This is a genomic window from Caballeronia sp. Sq4a, from assembly GCF_023170545.1.
Taxonomy (GTDB): domain Bacteria; phylum Pseudomonadota; class Gammaproteobacteria; order Burkholderiales; family Burkholderiaceae; genus Caballeronia.
This window is the reverse complement of the sequence record NZ_CP084250.1, coordinates 1787049-1802703: the sequence shown is the minus strand read 5'-3', so window position 1 is coordinate 1802703 and position 15655 is coordinate 1787049. Positions and strand designations below refer to the sequence as shown.

The 15655-nt window shown below is 64.9% G+C and carries 13 protein-coding genes, 1 tRNA gene and 2 pseudogenes; 9 read left to right on the top strand and 7 right to left on the bottom strand.

The window, feature by feature from the left end; translation table 11 throughout:
• The first annotated feature begins 171 nt into the window (after positions 1–171).
• Positions 172–939, top strand: coding sequence for an RNA methyltransferase (locus LDZ24_RS08575; RefSeq protein WP_248320081.1), 768 nt, complete (start codon positions 172–174; stop codon positions 937–939).
• Positions 940–1124: 185 nt separating this feature from the next.
• The gene (gene cysE / locus LDZ24_RS08570; RefSeq protein WP_248320079.1) at positions 1125–1919 is read left to right on the top strand and encodes a serine O-acetyltransferase; all 795 of its coding nucleotides are present in this window, start codon (positions 1125–1127) and stop codon (positions 1917–1919) included.
• Here cysE and LDZ24_RS08565 read toward each other — a convergent pair.
• The 4 genes from LDZ24_RS08565 to LDZ24_RS08550 form a co-directional block, all read right to left on the bottom strand.
• Entirely contained in the window at positions 1914–2723 is an 810-nt protein-coding gene (locus tag LDZ24_RS08565; protein ID WP_248320078.1) for a UDP-2,3-diacylglucosamine diphosphatase, read from the bottom strand. The two genes, cysE and LDZ24_RS08565, sit on opposite strands and share 6 nt — an antisense overlap.
• An 11-nt stretch (positions 2724–2734) precedes the next feature.
• Positions 2735–3226: a peptidylprolyl isomerase gene (locus LDZ24_RS08560; protein ID WP_244846768.1), complete on the bottom strand. Its 492-nt coding sequence runs from the start codon at positions 3224–3226 to the stop codon at positions 2735–2737.
• Between the two features lie 73 nt (positions 3227–3299).
• Positions 3300–3878, bottom strand: coding sequence for a peptidylprolyl isomerase (locus LDZ24_RS08555; RefSeq protein WP_206466594.1), 579 nt, complete (start codon positions 3876–3878; stop codon positions 3300–3302).
• Between the two features lie 93 nt (positions 3879–3971).
• On the bottom strand, positions 3972–4772 hold the full coding sequence (locus LDZ24_RS08550) for a M48 family metallopeptidase (protein WP_248320077.1): 801 nt from the start codon (positions 4770–4772) through the stop codon (positions 3972–3974).
• A gap of 463 nt (positions 4773–5235) precedes the next feature.
• Here LDZ24_RS08550 and cysS point away from each other — a divergent pair, with 463 nt between their 5' ends.
• The 7 genes and pseudogenes from cysS to LDZ24_RS08515 all read left to right on the top strand — a co-directional run.
• Positions 5236–6633, top strand: a complete 1398-nt coding sequence (cysS, locus tag LDZ24_RS08545; RefSeq protein ID WP_248320075.1) for a cysteine--tRNA ligase — start codon at positions 5236–5238, stop codon at positions 6631–6633.
• A 47-nt stretch (positions 6634–6680) separates the two neighbouring features.
• On the top strand, positions 6681–7715 hold the full coding sequence (locus tag LDZ24_RS08540) for a DNA-3-methyladenine glycosylase (protein ID WP_248320074.1): 1035 nt from the start codon (positions 6681–6683) through the stop codon (positions 7713–7715).
• Between the two features lie 127 nt (positions 7716–7842).
• Positions 7843–8814 (top strand): acetyl-CoA carboxylase carboxyltransferase subunit alpha, encoded by a 972-nt coding sequence (locus LDZ24_RS08535; protein ID WP_248320072.1) that lies wholly within the window; start codon positions 7843–7845, stop codon positions 8812–8814.
• Between the two features lie 52 nt (positions 8815–8866).
• A complete protein-coding gene (gene tilS / locus LDZ24_RS08530) occupies positions 8867–10294 on the top strand; it encodes a tRNA lysidine(34) synthetase TilS (protein WP_248320071.1) in 1428 nt (475 codons plus the stop codon).
• Between the two features lie 345 nt (positions 10295–10639).
• Complete coding sequence (locus LDZ24_RS08525; RefSeq protein ID WP_175944160.1) at positions 10640–11890, top strand: aspartate kinase; 1251 nt, start codon at positions 10640–10642, stop codon at positions 11888–11890.
• Between the two features lie 167 nt (positions 11891–12057).
• Positions 12058–12150: transfer RNA gene (locus LDZ24_RS08520), tRNA-Ser, on the top strand.
• A gap of 460 nt (positions 12151–12610) precedes the next feature.
• Positions 12611–12760, top strand: a pseudogene (locus LDZ24_RS08515) (T6SS effector amidase Tae4 family protein); the annotation flags it as partial.
• 278 nt (positions 12761–13038) lie between these two features.
• Here the strand turns inward: LDZ24_RS08515 and LDZ24_RS08510 are convergent.
• The 3 genes and pseudogenes from LDZ24_RS08510 to LDZ24_RS08500 form a co-directional block, all read right to left on the bottom strand.
• Positions 13039–13806 (bottom strand): annotated as a pseudogene (locus tag LDZ24_RS08510) (M48 family metalloprotease).
• A 143-nt stretch (positions 13807–13949) separates the two neighbouring features.
• The gene (gene mdcH / locus LDZ24_RS08505; protein WP_248320070.1) at positions 13950–14909 is read right to left on the bottom strand and encodes a malonate decarboxylase subunit epsilon; all 960 of its coding nucleotides are present in this window, start codon (positions 14907–14909) and stop codon (positions 13950–13952) included.
• The gene (locus tag LDZ24_RS08500) at positions 14894–15532 is read right to left on the bottom strand and encodes a malonate decarboxylase holo-ACP synthase (RefSeq protein WP_248320068.1); all 639 of its coding nucleotides are present in this window, start codon (positions 15530–15532) and stop codon (positions 14894–14896) included. The genes mdcH and LDZ24_RS08500 overlap by 16 nt, the downstream gene beginning before the upstream one ends.
• Positions 15533–15655: the final 123 nt, after the last annotated feature.

Genomic DNA, 15655 nt, shown 5'->3' with positions numbered 1-15655 from the left:
TTGAATAAGAGCGGGGCGCTCGCAGACGTTCACGAAGCGCGAAGGGGCCATTTTACCCGAATGCGGCCGCGCGCAGCGAGGGCGGCCGAGCGGGTCAATCGGCGATAACATAGCGGGTTACTCCCGCACTTATTCTTCAACTCATCCGCAACTCACAGCACGAACCGCGCCTTGGAATCCAACGATCTTTCTCTCCCCGCCGGTGGCTTCACGTCCACGCGATTCATCCTCGTCGAGCCGAGTCATCCGGGCAATGTGGGCGCCGCGGCCCGCGCGCTCAAGACGATGGGCTTCGCACGCCTAGTGCTGGTCGCGCCGCGGGTGGCCGACGTGAAGAACGACCCCGAAGCCATCGCCATGGCGAGCGGCGCGGACGACGTGCTCGCGTGTGCACATGTCGTCGATTCGCTCGCGGATGCGCTCGTCGGCGTGCACTGGTCCGTCGCGCTCACCGCCCGCACGCGCGAGTACGGTCCGCCCCACATGCCGCCGCGCGTCGTGGGCGAACGCGCGCGCGAGCTCACCCATCACGGCGACATTGCGCTGGTCTTCGGCAACGAGCGAACCGGGCTTTCCAACGCAGATGTCGAACGATGCAGCGCGCTCGCGCATATCCCGGCGAACCCCGCGTACAGCTCGCTCAATCTCGCGCAGGCGGTTCAGGTGCTGGCTTACGAACTGCGGCTCGCGTTCCATCAGGCCGCGCCCGTCGCGACGCCCGGCGAAACCGTGGTGCAGCTCGCACCGAGCGATGAAATTGAAGGCATGTACGCGCACCTCGAAGAGGCATTGATCGCGCTATCGTTCCTCGATCCGGCCAATCCGAAGAAGCTGATGTCACGCGTGCGGCGTCTTTTTGCGCGAGCCGGTCTCGAACGTGAGGAAGTGAACATTCTTCGAGGCATTGCAAAGCATATTCTTCTGCGTGGTAAGCCGTGAGCGCGACCGCGTTGTCATCGGGGGCATCGGGCGCGTCCTGCAACGGCGGCGCGCTCGTCCTACAATCGGCACAAAACGGCTCGCCGTCATAAGCTTTGCGCGTTTTCAGCAGAGCAGAGCAAAGCCCGGCACAGTGCGACCCGGCGCGATCCAGCGCCATCCTTCCCCCGACCGAGACCACCGCCATGTTCGACCGATTTCGCGAAGACATCGCCGCCATTCGTGAGCGCGATCCCGCCGCTCGCAGCGTCTTTGAAGTCGTCACGTGTTATCCGGGCCTGCATGCCATCGTCCTGCATCGTTTCGCGCACGGCTGCTGGAACCGCGGCTGGCGCTGGCTCGGGCGCTTCGTCTCGCAGATCGCGCGTTTTCTGACCGGCATCGAGATTCATCCGGGCGCGACGCTCGGGCGGCGCGTGTTCATCGACCACGGCATGGGCGTGGTGATCGGCGAGACGGCTATCGTCGGCGACGACTGCACGATCTATCAGGGCGTGACGCTCGGCGGCACGTCGCTCTCGCGCGGCGCGAAGCGGCACCCGACGCTCGAGCGAGGCGTGATCGTCGGCGCGGGCGCGAAGGTGCTCGGCAGCTTCACGGTCGGCGCGCAGGCGAAGATCGGTTCGAACGCGGTCGTCGTGAAGCCGGTGCCGGCGGGCGGCACGGCGGTCGGCAATCCGGCGCGCGTGGTGATGCCGGCGGTCGCGAAGAAGCCCGATGCCCGCGAGAACGCGAGCGCCGCATTCTGCGCGTACGGCATCACGCCTAACGCGGACGATCCCGTGTCGCTCGCCATTCACGGCCTGATCGATCACGCGTCGACGCAGGCGCAGCGCACCGACGAAATCGTCGCGGCGCTGGAGCGGCTCGGCGCGCGCGTCGAGGCGCTGCACGGCGTGGACGGCGCGGCGCTGCTCGACCTGAAGCGCCTCTCAAAAGTGATCGAAGGCGAAGCGCGCAGCGCCGAACGTCACTTATAGCGGCAACGCGCGCACGCCGCCGGCATCGAGACGTAAATAGCCGCCGCGCGGCGCGTCGATATCCAGTTCCCAATCGGGCAGCACCCAGCGCACGCCTTCCACTTCGCGATGCATCGCGGGACGGTGCGTATGGCCGTGAATCAGCGTATGCGTGCGGCTGCGGATAAAGAGCTCCGACACGGCCTTGCGCGTCACGTCGTATTTCGCCGATACGCCGTTCATGCGCGCGCCTTCGCTCTTGCTTCGCATGCGTTCGCCGATGGCGAGCCGCGCGCCGAGCGGCAGCGCAAGAAAAGCGCGTTGCGCGTAGCGGTTGCGCGCGAAGCGGCGAAAGTACTGATACGCGCGATCCGCGGTGCACAGCGCGTCGCCGTGCGCGAGCACGATGCGCGTGCCGAACGCGGTCATCGCGTACGGATCGGGCAGCAGCATGGCGCCGGCTTCGCGCATGAAGCGCTTGCCGAGCAGAAAGTCGCGATTGCCGTGCATCACAAAGAGCCCGATGCCGCGCTCCGAGAGCGTGTGCATGAGCGTCGTCATGCGCCGCGCGAAGCGTGCGCGCTGGTGGTCCACGGCGGGATCGAGCACGTCGTCGCCGACCCAGAACTCGAACAGGTCGCCGAGAATGAAAACGGAGTCCGCCTCGCTGGCCGTGACTTCGATGAAGTGCTCGAACGCGGCGACCGTCTTCGGTATCGCCTCGCTCAAGTGCAGGTCCGAAATGAAAAACAGCGGACGCGCGACGTGCGCGCTGCCCGCTGCTTCGTGTTTCGATTCGCGACCGAAAGACTTCGTATCGATCATGCGATGAACGATCAGACCACCACGGCCTTCTCGATGATCACGTCATCGACCGGCACGTCCTGGTGAAAGCCCTTCGAGCCCGTCTTGACCTTCTTGATCTTCTCGACCACATCCAGACCTTCGACGACGCGGCCGAACACGGTGTAGCCCCAGCCTTGCGGCGTCGGCGACGAGTGGTTCAGGAAGTCGTTGTCCTTCACGTTGATGAAGAACTGCGCCGTGGCCGAATGCGGGTCGTTGGTGCGCGCCATCGCGACCGTGCCGGTGTCGTTCGTGAGGCCGTTGTTGGCTTCGTTCTGGATCGGCGCGTCTGTCGGCTTCTGCTTCATGCCCGGCTCGAAGCCGCCGCCCTGAATCATGAAGCCGTCGATCACGCGATGGAACACCGTGTTGTCGTAGTGGCCCTTCTTCACGTAGTTGAGGAAGTTCTCGACCGTCTTCGGCGCTTTTTCCGCGTCGAGTTCGAGCTTGATGACGCCGTGGTTCGTATGCAGTTCGACCATGTTCTTTCTCCGGTGTGTTGAATGAGCGCAATGCGCGGCGCGCGACCATCGCGCGCCGCCGCGAGTGTTCGTGTTACTGGGACACCACGGTGGCCGACTCGATGACGGTCGGCTTCTGCGGCACGTCGGCCATCGGCCCGCGCGTGGTGGTCGGGCTGCCTTCGATCTTCTTCACGACATCCATGCCCGAGACCACCTTGCCGAACACGGCATAGCCGTTGCCGTCCGGGTTCGGATAGTCGAGGCCGGCATTATCGACCGTATTGATGAAGAACTGCGCCGTTGCCGAGTTCGGGTCGCTCGTGCGCGCCATCGCGATGGTGCCGGTCGCGTTCTTCAGCCCGTTGCGGCTTTCGAGCGGAATCGGCGCGCGCGTGGGCTTCTCAGCAAAGCTCGTGCTATAGCCGCCGCCCTGAATCATGAAGCCGGGAATCACGCGATGAAAGATCGTGCCGCTGTATTGACCGGACTTCACGTAGGCAAGAAAGTTCTCGACCGTCTTGGGCGCCTTCTCGGGATACAGCTCGACGCGGATGTCGCCTTGCGACGTCTTGAAGAGCACGTTCGGATGCGCGGCCTGCGCGCTCTGAGCAAAGGCGGGGGCTGTCGCGATCAGGGCGGCGCCGGACAGCGCCAACATCAGCAATTTCATGAAGGTCCAATCCTCGATTGATGGATGCAAAGCGTCGTGCAATCGCGCGGCGCAGGACGACAGCTTACCGCCTGCGCGCGCGGGTTCCTCTCGTTACGGCTGCCCGTCGGGCGCGACATAAGGCGACGTGGGCAGCGGGCCGCTCGGTCCGCCGAACGGCGAGTAGCTGTCGGGCGAGGGCATCGTCGTGAAGTCGGAGCCCGGCGCGGGCGTCCACAAATCCGATGCCGCGCGCGGCGCCGACGCCGCCTGCGCGCCCGAAGCCGCAACCGCTCCACGCTTTCTCGGCGGCGGCGTGATGATGTTTTGAATGGCGGTCACGCGCTGGCGCGTGACCGGGCTCGTCGAGCCGAGCGACTGCGCGCGTTTGTACGATTCGCTCGCGAGCCGCAGATACAGATCGCCGAGATTGTCGTAGGCGAGCGCATAGCCGGGATTCGCTTTCACGGCCGTTTCGAGCGCGACGCGCGCATCTTCGTAGCGGCCTTTCTTCGCGTACAGCGCGGCGAGATTGTTATACGGCTCGGGCAACTCGGGATAGGCCTGCGTCAGCTCGGTGAACGCGGTGATGGCTTCGTCGTCGCGATTCAGACGGGCGAGCACGGTCGCGCGCTTGAACTTGGCCTGCACGTCGCGCGGATGCGTGGCCAGGCGTGCGTCCAGTTGTGTGAGCGCGGCGTTCCAGTCCTTGCCGGCGATGGCCGCGTCGATCTGCGGCGTATCGTCCGCCGTGGCCGTCGATACCTGCGCGAGCGCCGCGTTCGACCCGCCGAAGCACGCGGCGACGCCGAAGACGGCGACGGCGGCGGTGCGCGCGAGCGTCGCGGCGAAGCGTGAGCGGAAACGGAAAACGAAGCGATGGGCTGCGGGCCGGCGAGAGAATTGCAGAGGCATGCGCGCGTGGGCGTGAGTCACTTGAATATGGGTCAAGGAAGGAGGCGGGAAGAAAGCGAAGATAGCCAAGATTGCGGAGCGCGGGCTGCGAACGACCCGTGAAGCGACTGCCGGGCGACGCGCGAAACACCATGAACGGCGGGGCCGAAAGCGAAGCACGAAGCACGCGTTACATTGCCCGCCGCGCGGCCGCCTGGAGGTTTCATGGGCTCAAATCCGGGTGTTATACTCCGACCCATTCTAACAAAAGGTCCGGACGTTCCGCGCACGCGTCTTGCACACGACATACGCTCGTGCTCACGCGCTGCCGACATCGGACTGTCTTCGCCACTCGTGGCCGTCTCCGTCCTGGTCGCCTGACCGTCGTGTTCGCGCTCGCGTGTGCGTCTTCTTCGCCCCGCAAGATCGAGCACGCCGTTTGCGACTCCACGCACGGTTGGTTCCGGCTCACGCACTGTCCTCTATGAATTCGCTGCGCATCTACAACACGCTCGCGCGTGACAAGCAACCCTTCACGCCGCTTCGCCCCGGCGAGGTACGCATGTACGTCTGCGGAATGACGGTCTATGACTATTGTCATATCGGTCATGCGCGCGTGATGGTGGTGTTCGATGTCGTGCAACGGTGGCTGCGCACGCTCGGCTACAAGGTCACGCACGTTCAGAACATCACGGACATCGACGACAAGATCATCCGTCGCGCGGTCGAGAACAACGAGCCGATCAAGTCGCTCACGCAGCGCTTCATCACGGCGATGCACGAAGACGCCGCTGCGCTCGGCGTCGCGCGCCCGGACATCGAGCCGCGCGCCACCGACTTCATCCCGCAGATGCTCGGCATGATCGATGCGTTGGAGGCCAACGGCTACGCGTATCACGCGAAGGACGGCGACGTGAACTACGCGGTGCGCAAGTTCGCGGGCTACGGCAAGCTCTCGGGCAAGTCGCTCGAAGACTTGCGCGCGGGCGAGCGCGTCGCGGCCAACGATGCCAAGGAAGATCCGCTCGACTTCGTGTTGTGGAAGCGCGCGAAGGAAGGCGAGCCCGCGGACTCGGGCTGGGACTCGAAGTGGGGACGCGGCCGTCCGGGCTGGCATATCGAATGTTCGGCCATGGCGTGCAAACTGCTCGGCGAACATTTTGACATTCACGGCGGCGGTCAGGACTTGCAGTTCCCGCATCACGAGAACGAGATCGCGCAAAGTGAAGGCGCGACCGGCCAGACCTTCGTGAACTACTGGATGCATAACGGCTTCGTGCAGATCGACAGCGAGAAGATGTCGAAGTCGCTCGGCAACTTCTTCACGATTCGCGAAGTGCTCGAAAAATTCGATGCCGAAGTGGTGCGCTTCTTTATTGCGCGGGCACACTATCGGTCGCCGCTGAACTACAGCGACGTGCATCTCGACGATGCAAGGAACGCACTGACGCGTCTATATACGGCGTTGAAGGATGTCGAGCCGGACAATCAGCAACTTGACTGGGACGAGGCGAACGCGCAGCGTTTCCAGTCTGCGATGAACGACGACTTCAACACGCCGGTGGCCGTGTCCGTGCTGTTCGATCTCGCAAGCGAAGTCAACCGCACGCGCGATGCCGCGCTCGCGCGCCAGTTGAAGGGCTTGGGCCAGGTGCTCGGTTTCTTCGGCCGCGAGCCGCGCGCCTTCCTGCAGCAAGCAGGCGGCACCGCTGCGGCAGAGGGCCTGTCGCCGCAAGAGATCGAAGCGAAGATCGCCGAGCGCATCGCCGCGAAGCAGGCGAAGAACTATGCCGATGCAGACCGGATTCGCGCCCAGTTGCTCGAAGCCGGGATTGCGCTTGAAGACAAACCGGGTGGGTCGACCGAATGGCGTCGCGTTTGAGCGCGAACCTTCGAACCCTCTGATCGACTCGCCAGGCAGGAGGCAAGATGGCAACGGCCAGGAAGACGCCGGTCAAGCGACCCGCGTCAGGAAGTGCTGCGTCGCCCGCAACGAAGCGGACGCGTGGTGCGCAATTGAACGCAAGCACGCAGACAGAGAGTGCCTCTACCGCAGCGCCGCGCAAGACCGCGCTCAAGCGGGCATCGAAGGACACGGCAGGCGCGCATGTGAACGGCGCGCGCCGCGTCAACGGCGACGATGTCTCCGCGCGCACGTCGAAGACCGACATCGTGCCCGCGCCTGCGCCGCGCGCGAAGGGCAACGGCCGCGCATCCGCGAGCGATGCGGCGAACGCGCAGTCGCTCGTCGCGGACAAGGAGCCGGGCGAAGTCGTGCGCAAGTCGCGCGTGGTCACGGCCGATGCCGCCGTGCCCGCGCAAGTGGGCGGCCTCACGCGCGAGATCGAGCGTCCCGATTACTGGGACAAGGCCTGCGCCGATCTCATGAAGCGCGACCGCATTCTCAAGAAGCTGATCCCGAAGTTCGGGCAGATGCATCTCGTCAATCTCGGCGATCCGTTCTCGACGCTCGCGCGTTCGGTTGCCGGACAGCAGATTTCGGTGAAGGCCGCGCAAGCCATCTGGGAGCGCGTGAAGACCGCGTGTCCGACCATCTTGCCGGCGGATTTCATCGCGCTCGGCGCGGAGAAGCTGCAAGCGTGCGGCCTCTCGAAGCGCAAGACCGAGTACATCCTGGATCTCGCGCAGCACTTCGTCTCGGGCGCGCTGCACGTCGATACGTGGGCGTCGATGGACGACGAAGCCGTGATCGCCGAGCTCACGCAGATTCGCGGCATCGGCCGATGGACGGCGGAGATGTTTCTCATCTTCAACCTGTCGCGCCCGAACGTGCTGCCGCTCGACGACCTCGGCCTCATTCAGGCGATCAGCGTGAATTACTTCAGCGGCGAGCCGGTCACGCGCAGCGAAGCACGCGAGGTCGCGGCGAACTGGGAGCCGTGGCGAACGGTCGCGACGTGGTACATGTGGCGCAGCCTGAACCCGGTTCCCGCAGACCACTGATTCGCAAGCGCATTTGCCGGGCTATCGTTGATTTATAATTGATAGTTCCCGCGCGTTTTTAACAGGGACGGAGGCGGTTAGAATAGACGCCCTTGCGCCCCTGCCCGTTGTTCAAGGACTCGAACACATGAAGACCACGTTTCTGGATTTCGAGCAGCCGATCGCTGAACTCGAAGCGAAGATCGAAGAACTCCGCTTCGTTCAGGACGATTCCGCTGTCGACATCTCGGAAGAAATCGAGCGGCTGTCGAAGAAGAGCCAGCAGCTCACCAAAGATTTGTACGCCAACCTGTCGCCGTGGCAGGTGTCGCAAATCGCGCGTCATCCGCAGCGTCCGTACACGCTCGACTATGTGAGCGAACTGTTCACCGACTTTCACGAACTGCATGGCGACCGCTCTTTCGCGGACGACCTCGCTATCGTCGGCGGCTTCGCGCGTTTCAACGGGCAGGCGTGCATGGTGATCGGCCATCAGAAGGGCCGCGACACGAAGGAGCGCGCATTGCGCAACTTCGGCATGCCGCGTCCGGAAGGCTATCGCAAGGCCGAGCGGCTCATGCGCCTGGCCGAAAAGTTCAGCATGCCCATTTTCACGTTCGTCGATACGCCGGGCGCGTATCCGGGCATCGGCGCGGAGGAGCGCGGGCAGTCCGAAGCCATCGGCCGCAATCTGTTCGTCATGGCCGAGCTCAAGACGCCGATCATCACGACGATCATCGGCGAAGGGGGCTCGGGCGGCGCGCTGGCCATTGCCGTCGCGGACACGGTGATGATGCTGCAATTCTCCACATACTCGGTCATCTCGCCGGAAGGCTGCGCGTCCATTCTGTGGAAGAGCGCGGCGAAGGCGCCTGAAGCGGCCGAGGCGCTTGGTTTGACCGCGCATCGGCTGAAGGCGCTCGGACTCATCGACAAGATCGTGAACGAGCCGCTCGGCGGCGCGCATCGCGATCCGAAGGGCATGGCCGCGCTGCTGCGCCGCGCGCTCGCGGATTCGCTGCGTCAGTTCCAGGGCATGAGCATGCAAGACTTGCGCGACCGCCGCTTCGACAAGATCATGGCCTACGGCAAGTTCAAGGAATCGATGCCCGGCGCATGATCGCGCCGTCCTGACGCTTCGTCCTTCCTTCTTCCTTCTCCTCACGATTCTCGTGACATCCGACAGCGAAACCACGGCCGGCCGCCTCGTGCTCGAGGCGGTCCGCGCGGCAGTGGCCGATGCCGGACTCGCCGCTGATTCGCTGCTCGCCGTCGCATTGAGCGGCGGTCTCGATTCCACCGTTTTGCTCGATGCCGCCGTGCGTGTGTTCGGCGCGGCGCGCGTCGTCGCGTTGCATGTGCATCACGGGTTGAGTCCGAACGCCGATGCGTGGGCCGCGCACTGCCAGTCGTTCGCCGCTTCGCTCAGCGTGCGTTACGCGTCGCGCCACGTCGACGTCATGCGCGCGGGCGGCGAGAGCCTCGAAGCCGCCGCGCGCGATGCGCGTTATCGCGCGCTCGACGAACTCTGCGACGGGCACGGCGCGGCGGCGCTCTTGATCGCGCATCACGCCGACGATCAGGCGGAGACTGTGCTCCTGCAATTGTTGCGCGGCGCGGGCGTCGCGGGTCTCGCCGCGATGGCGCCGCAGCGGCTCGACGGCGCAAACGTGCCGCGCCTGCGGCCGCTGTTGCGGCTCTTGCGGGCGCAATTGGAGCAGTACGCGCACGAGCGCGACTTGAGCTGGATCGACGACGAATCGAACGCCAATACCCGCTACGCGCGCAACGCGCTGCGCCACGACGTGCTGCCGGTGCTCGCCGTGCATTTTCCCGGCTTTCGCGATGCGCTCGCGCGCACGGCGTCGCATGCGGCATCGGCGCAGCGGCTGCTCGACGATCTGGCGCGTCTCGACATGGACACCGCGCAGAGCGACGAGGAGGGCGCGCTGGCGCTCGACGCGCTGCTCGCGCTCGACGACGAACGCGCCGTCAACGTGCTGCGCTACTGGATGCGCGCGCGCGACTTGCCGGCTGCATCGAAGGCGCGCGTCGCGGATATGCTGCGCCAGCTCCGGCATGCGGCGAACGCGCGCGACGGTCATGCGCTGCGCGTCGACCATGCGGGACGGTGTCTGCGCGTGTATCGCAATGCGCTCTTCTGGGAGACCGGCGACAGCGCCGATGCGCCCGACCTCGATCAGGGCGCGGCGGTGCCGAAGGCGCCGAGCGAATTGCACTGGCAGGGCGATGAAGTCTGGCGGCTGCCGCAGTGGCGCGGCTCGTTCGTGTTCGAGCCGGCCGCGTTGCCCGGTGTCGATGTCGTCGCGGAGGGCTTGTTGCGCGCGGCGCCCATCGTCGCGCGCTCGCGTGCCGGCGGCGAGCGCATGCGCCTTTTCGTCGATGCGCCGAGCCGCACGCTCAAGAACCTGTTTCAGGAGCGCGGCGTGCCGGCGTGGAAGCGCGACGTGCCGCTGCTTTTCATTCGCGATGCGCTTCTCTTCGTGCCGCTCGTCGGCGTGAATCGCGAAGTGGCGCCGGAGACGGCGAATGCGCCGTTGCGCCGCATCGTCTGGCGGCCGGATTTGCTGCTGGCCTGAGGCGCGCTATCAAGGCGTGCTGCAGGAAGCCGGTAAAATAGGGCGCGCTGCCGTCCAATCTTGAAATTTCGGCCTCGATCGGGTACCGTAACTCGTTTGCCCGCCACGCGCTTTGCGCGGCATCTCCGTTCAAAAGACGCGAATTTCGCCCGTGATGCGCCGCTTGCGCCCCCTTGCGCGCATTAGTCACTCTACGAGTGCGACTCCCCAGGCGGGCATGCGGCGGCACCCGCGTATCGTTGCTGGCTTTCCTTATCCCCGAAGCCGTCGAGCGCAACGCCATAGCAACACGAGCAGCACGCATCGAGCGCGTCAGCGCGGTTTTCCCTTCAGTTCAAAACGACAATGGCACTCATCGTACACAAATACGGCGGCACTTCGATGGGCTCGGTCGAGCGCATCAAGAACGTCGCCAAGCGCGTCGCCAAATGGCACAAGGCCGGCCACCGAATGGTCGTCGTGCCCTCGGCGATGTCCGGCGAAACCAACCGCCTGCTCGGTCTTGCGAAAGACATCACGGCGAATCCGGATCCGCGCGAACTCGACATGATTGCCTCCACGGGCGAGCAGGTGAGCGTCGGACTCCTCGCCATCGCGCTGCACGCCGAAGGCCTCGACGCCGTGAGCTATGCCGGCTGGCAGGTGCCCATCAAGACGGACAGCGCGTTCACGAAGGCGCGCATCAGCGAAATCGACGGCGAACGCGTGCTGAAAGACCTCGACGCGGGCAAGGTCGTGGTCATCACGGGCTTTCAGGGCGTGGATCCGGAAGGCCATATCGCCACGCTCGGGCGCGGCGGCTCCGACACGTCGGCGGTCGCGATCGCGGCGGCGCTGAAGGCCGACGAGTGCCTGATCTATACCGACGTCGACGGCGTCTACACGACCGACCCGCGCGTCGTCGAAGAGGCGCGCCGGCTGGATCGCGTGACCTTCGAGGAGATGCTGGAAATGGCGAGCCTGGGCTCGAAGGTCCTGCAGATCCGCTCGGTGGAATTCGCCGGCAAGTACCAGGTGAAGACGCGGGTGCTGTCCAGCCTGACCGATCCGCTCATGCCGCTCGAGGCCGAGATGCACTCGGGCACCCTGATTACTTTTGAAGAAGACGAGAACATGGAAAAGGCAGTTATCTCCGGCATCGCGTTCCAGCGCGACGAAGCGCGCATCGCGGTCATGGGCGTGCCCGACAAGCCGGGCGTCGCGTATCAGATTCTCGGTCCGGTGGCCGATGCGAACATCGACATCGACATGATCATTCAGAACCAGAGCGTAAACGGCAAGACCGACTTCACGTTCACGGTGGGCCGCGGCGACTATCAGCGCGCGCTGGAGATCCTGAACGGCCAGGTGAAGGGCCATGTGAACGCGGAAACCGTGCTGGGCGATCCGAAGGTGTCGAAGGTGTCGGTCGTGGGCGTGGGCATGCGTTCGCACGTGGGTATTGCGAGCACGATGTTCCGCACGTTGTCGGAAGAGGGCATCAACATCCAGATGATCTCGACGTCCGAAATCAAGATTTCCGTGCTGATCGACGAGAAGTACACCGAGCTCGCGGTTCGCGCGCTGCACAAGGCGTTCGAGCTGGATCGCGGCTGAGCGGCTGGCCGGGCGGCTTCGTACCTTGGCACTGTTGCGGTTCGGCTGTCGGCGAGATTCGAATTTGATCGATTGGAAAAAATCGTCATGCGAATTTGACCGCTGCGGCTGAACAGGCTATTATCTCGATCTCGTTGCACTGTACTCCCGGTGCAACGAAAAGTTTGGGAGACGTGGCCGAGAGGTCGAAGGCACTCCCCTGCTAAGGGAGCATCTGGCTAAAAACTGGATCGAGGGTTCGAATCCCTCCGTCTCCGCCAGTGGTAGGAGAAAAGCCCCGCAAGTCGGAAGACTTGTGGGGCTTTTTGTTTTGTGCGTCCTGCAGCGCGGCCGGTTCGAATTGTTTCGTGTCAGTCGTCTAGTGCCGCATGCCGTAGTTAACCGAGTGCTCAAAGTCCCGAGAGCGCTACGGGCTGCCGGTTGGTCTGCCGCGAGCATGCGCCAATTTCCCAGAGCACGACAGCGTCCCGCCCACGCGATTTTCCGTGGCCGTCAAAGTTTGTCGATTAGCGGCTTCGTTGCTGGCGATTCATTGCGTTTCTCGGATGGACTCGTATGCTAACGACGCCACGCATTCCAGATGGCGGCCTTCGGCGCTTGAATATAGGCCAAACATCAAGCATAACGAATTTTAGGCGCGCGTCGAGCGAACGGCCTCGGGGACAACATGACTGACCGACTCGTAGCAAAGGGTGACCGGACAACCACGAAAGGGAGCGTGCTAGGCGGCTAGTCGCAGGCCGCACAGGCATCGTTGAATTCTCACGCTACTGGACGCGCGACGGAGAGCGCGCGGATAACGCAAGTGGCGGGCATATTGATATTTGGAACGGCAACAAGCTAACGTCACCTAGTGTCCAAGGGGCAATCAATGGTTTCAAACAAGCTGAAAACCCTTCGTCGCGGGCGTTCGCGGTGTTGCGACTGACTTCAGGTACAGTTTGCTTTCATCTGTTCTACTACGCTGCTGTGTGGCATTGACCGATTCGTTCCGAATGCGCCGCACACGCGCACGTCGGCGATCGCAGCAACGAAAAAAAGCCCGCGGTGCAATGCATCAGCACCCCACACCTGACACACGCACCGCGGACTCATCACTCGATGGCTCGCGCGATCCTGCTCCCGCTCAAACCGCGCCAGCCCCAACGTCACTTCGCCGAAGCAAGCCTCTCCTCGATATGCTTCGCGCGCGACGGCGACGACGGGTGCGAACTCAGCATGCTCGACTTCCCGCCATCCAGCGCCGCGAGCTTCTAGAACGCGGTGACGAGCCCCGCCGGGCTGTAGCCCTTCTTCTTCTGCATATCGAACGAATAATCGTCGGCGGCGCTTTCCTGCGACTGCGAGAACTGCGCGTTGACGAACTTCTCCGAAAGATCGCCGAGCTGCGATGCCGACAGGCTGCCGACCACGCCGCCCGCCGACGACGCCACCGAGCGCGCCGCCGACGTCGCGTACGCCACCTGCATCGCTTTCTTCGTGTGGCCGAGCGCTACGTGGCCCATCTCATGGCCGACCACGCCGCGCACTTCGTCGTCGTTCATCATGTCCATCAGGCCGCTATAGACGCGCACGCAGCCGTTGGCCATCGCCCATGCATTGACATCTTTCGTGATGTACACCTTGTAGTTCACCGGCACGCCGTTGATGTTGTCGCCGAGCTGCTTCGCGATGCGGTTCAGGCGCTGCGTGTACGCGCTGGACGCCGGCGCGATCTTGCTTTGGGCATCCATCTCCGCGCAGGACTTGTCGGAGAGCTGGCGCACGTCGGCGTCGCTGAGCGTGAAGGCTTGCGTGGCCATCTGGCCGGATTGCAGCAGCGTGTCCGGGCTCAGGTTGGCGACGTTGCCACAGGAAGCGAGCGCGATGGCTGCGGATGCCGCGGAGGCTGCGATTGCAATGCGAACGTGTTTCATGGTCTGCCTTATGAGTTGTTGTGGTCGATCCGCGATGATTCACGGATGGAGCGCAATGCTCACGGGCGAGCGCGTCGTAAGCTATCCGAAAATTCCTATTTTGCTGACGGCTCGATGACAAAACGCCGACGAACCCCGCAGCTTCATTCATCCGCGCGGCGGCATGCCGCGCGCACGCGCGCCGCAGTCGATGCCACCGGCGACGCGTCCATCGCGATCCCCGGCGCATCGGGCAGGGCTTCGGCGAGAAGCTGCGTGAGCGTGCGGCCGGGCGGCATTTCGACGAACACGTTCACGCCGCGCTCGGCGAGTGCGATCGTCGAATCGTGCCAGCGCACCGGATAACGCAGGTTGGTCGCGAGGTCTTCGCGGATGGCATCGGCGCGTACGAGGGCGCGCGCCCCGCGATTGCCGACATACGCGATCCGTGGCGCGACGAAGCGCACCTTGTCGGCTGCTTCGGCGAGGCGCACGGCCGCGTCGTCGAGCAGCACGCAATGAGACGGCACGCTCACCGCCAAACGCTCCGCCTTGCGCGCGCCGCGTGCGAGGGCGGCTTCGCGCACCGCGGCGAGCGCTTGATCGCTGCCCGATACGACGATTTGCCGCGGCGCATTCAGATTGCCGATGTAGGCATCGGCGCGTGCCTCCTCGCGAACCTTCTCGATGACGCTCGCGACCTCGCGCTCGTTCAGGCCGAGTACCGCGAGCATGCCGTAGCGGCGCGGATACGCGTCCTGCATGAGCGTGGCGCGCAGGCGCACGAGCCGCAATGCATCGTCGAAAGCAATCGCGCCGCAGGCGACGGCCGCGCCATAAGCGCCCACGGACAAGCCCGCGACGGCGTGCGGTTCGATGCCTTCTTCAGCGAGCGCCCGCGTGGCGGCGACGCCCGCCACAGTCAGCGCGATCTGCACCGCGACGGTGGATGCGAGCGCGTTTGTGTCATCGAGCGAGAGCACGTCCTCGCCGAGAATGGCCGACGCCTCTGCGAGCGTTCGCGCGATAGCCGGATGCGGCTTCTCGCCGCCCAAGCGATGCAGGAAGCCCGGCGTCTGCGCGCCTTGTCCGGGGAAGAGATACGCGATCACGGCACGGCCCACGGATCGGTGGCGAGGCGCGGGCCGTCCGCGTGACGGAGCAGCACGCGGACGTTTTGCCGGGCGAAATCGGCGAGCGAGAACGCGGCGTACGTGGTTTCGATCTGCACGTCGATGCGCGTGCCGACGCAGCCGGCTTCGCGCGAGAGCGCATCCAAGAGACGCGACGCATCGGCGCGCGAGAGCGGCTCGGGCGCTCGCACGATCACGTCGAGATCGCTGCTTGCCGTGACCGTCGGCTGGCCGCTCGCCAGTTCGAAGCCCGTGCTCCCGGCGGGGCCCCAGGCGAGTCCGGAAGCGTCGAAGATCGGCGCGACGGCATGCAGCAGCGCGAAGGCGGGCATGTCCCTTCGCGATGCGGCGGGCTCGCGCAGCCGCAGTGCTTCGGGCGTCAGCACGCACTCGATGTCACGCGCCTCGACCCACGTGCCGAATCGCTCGCTGCGCGCCGTCCCGCGTATGCCGACGGCGATGGCGTTACCCATGCGCGGCGCGCGTCGCACGACGACGAACGGCGCGCGCGCGAGCGATGCTTCCACCCACGCTGGAGCGTCGGCGAACGGCGGGGCTGCCGGGGTCAATGCGAGCAAGTCGTGCGGGCGCGGTTCGGGCGGCGGGAGGGTCATCGCGCGGTCAACTTCCTATCCGATGGTTGGGCGTCGCGGCAGGCCGAAGAGCTGCACACGCCGCACACGCCGAACGCGCTGAACGCGCCGAATGCCGAACAAGCCGAACGCGCCCAACGGACC

Excerpts from the sequence above, each read along its gene's own strand:
- cysE (WP_248320079.1), top strand. The coding sequence starts at position 1,125 with ATGTTCGACCGATTTCGCGAAGACATCGCCGCCATTCGTGAGCGCGAT.
- LDZ24_RS08565 (WP_248320078.1), bottom strand. The coding sequence starts at position 2,723 with ATGATCGATACGAAGTCTTTCGGTCGCGAATCGAAACACGAAGCAGCG.
- LDZ24_RS08560 (WP_244846768.1), bottom strand. The coding sequence starts at position 3,226 with ATGGTCGAACTGCATACGAACCACGGCGTCATCAAGCTCGAACTCGAC.
- LDZ24_RS08555 (WP_206466594.1), bottom strand. The coding sequence starts at position 3,878 with ATGAAATTGCTGATGTTGGCGCTGTCCGGCGCCGCCCTGATCGCGACA.
- LDZ24_RS08550 (WP_248320077.1), bottom strand. The coding sequence starts at position 4,772 with ATGCCTCTGCAATTCTCTCGCCGGCCCGCAGCCCATCGCTTCGTTTTC.
- cysS (WP_248320075.1), top strand. The coding sequence starts at position 5,236 with ATGAATTCGCTGCGCATCTACAACACGCTCGCGCGTGACAAGCAACCC.
- LDZ24_RS08540 (WP_248320074.1), top strand. The coding sequence starts at position 6,681 with ATGGCAACGGCCAGGAAGACGCCGGTCAAGCGACCCGCGTCAGGAAGT.
- LDZ24_RS08535 (WP_248320072.1), top strand. The coding sequence starts at position 7,843 with ATGAAGACCACGTTTCTGGATTTCGAGCAGCCGATCGCTGAACTCGAA.
- LDZ24_RS08525 (WP_175944160.1), top strand. The coding sequence starts at position 10,640 with ATGGCACTCATCGTACACAAATACGGCGGCACTTCGATGGGCTCGGTC.
- LDZ24_RS08500 (WP_248320068.1), bottom strand. The coding sequence starts at position 15,532 with ATGACCCTCCCGCCGCCCGAACCGCGCCCGCACGACTTGCTCGCATTG.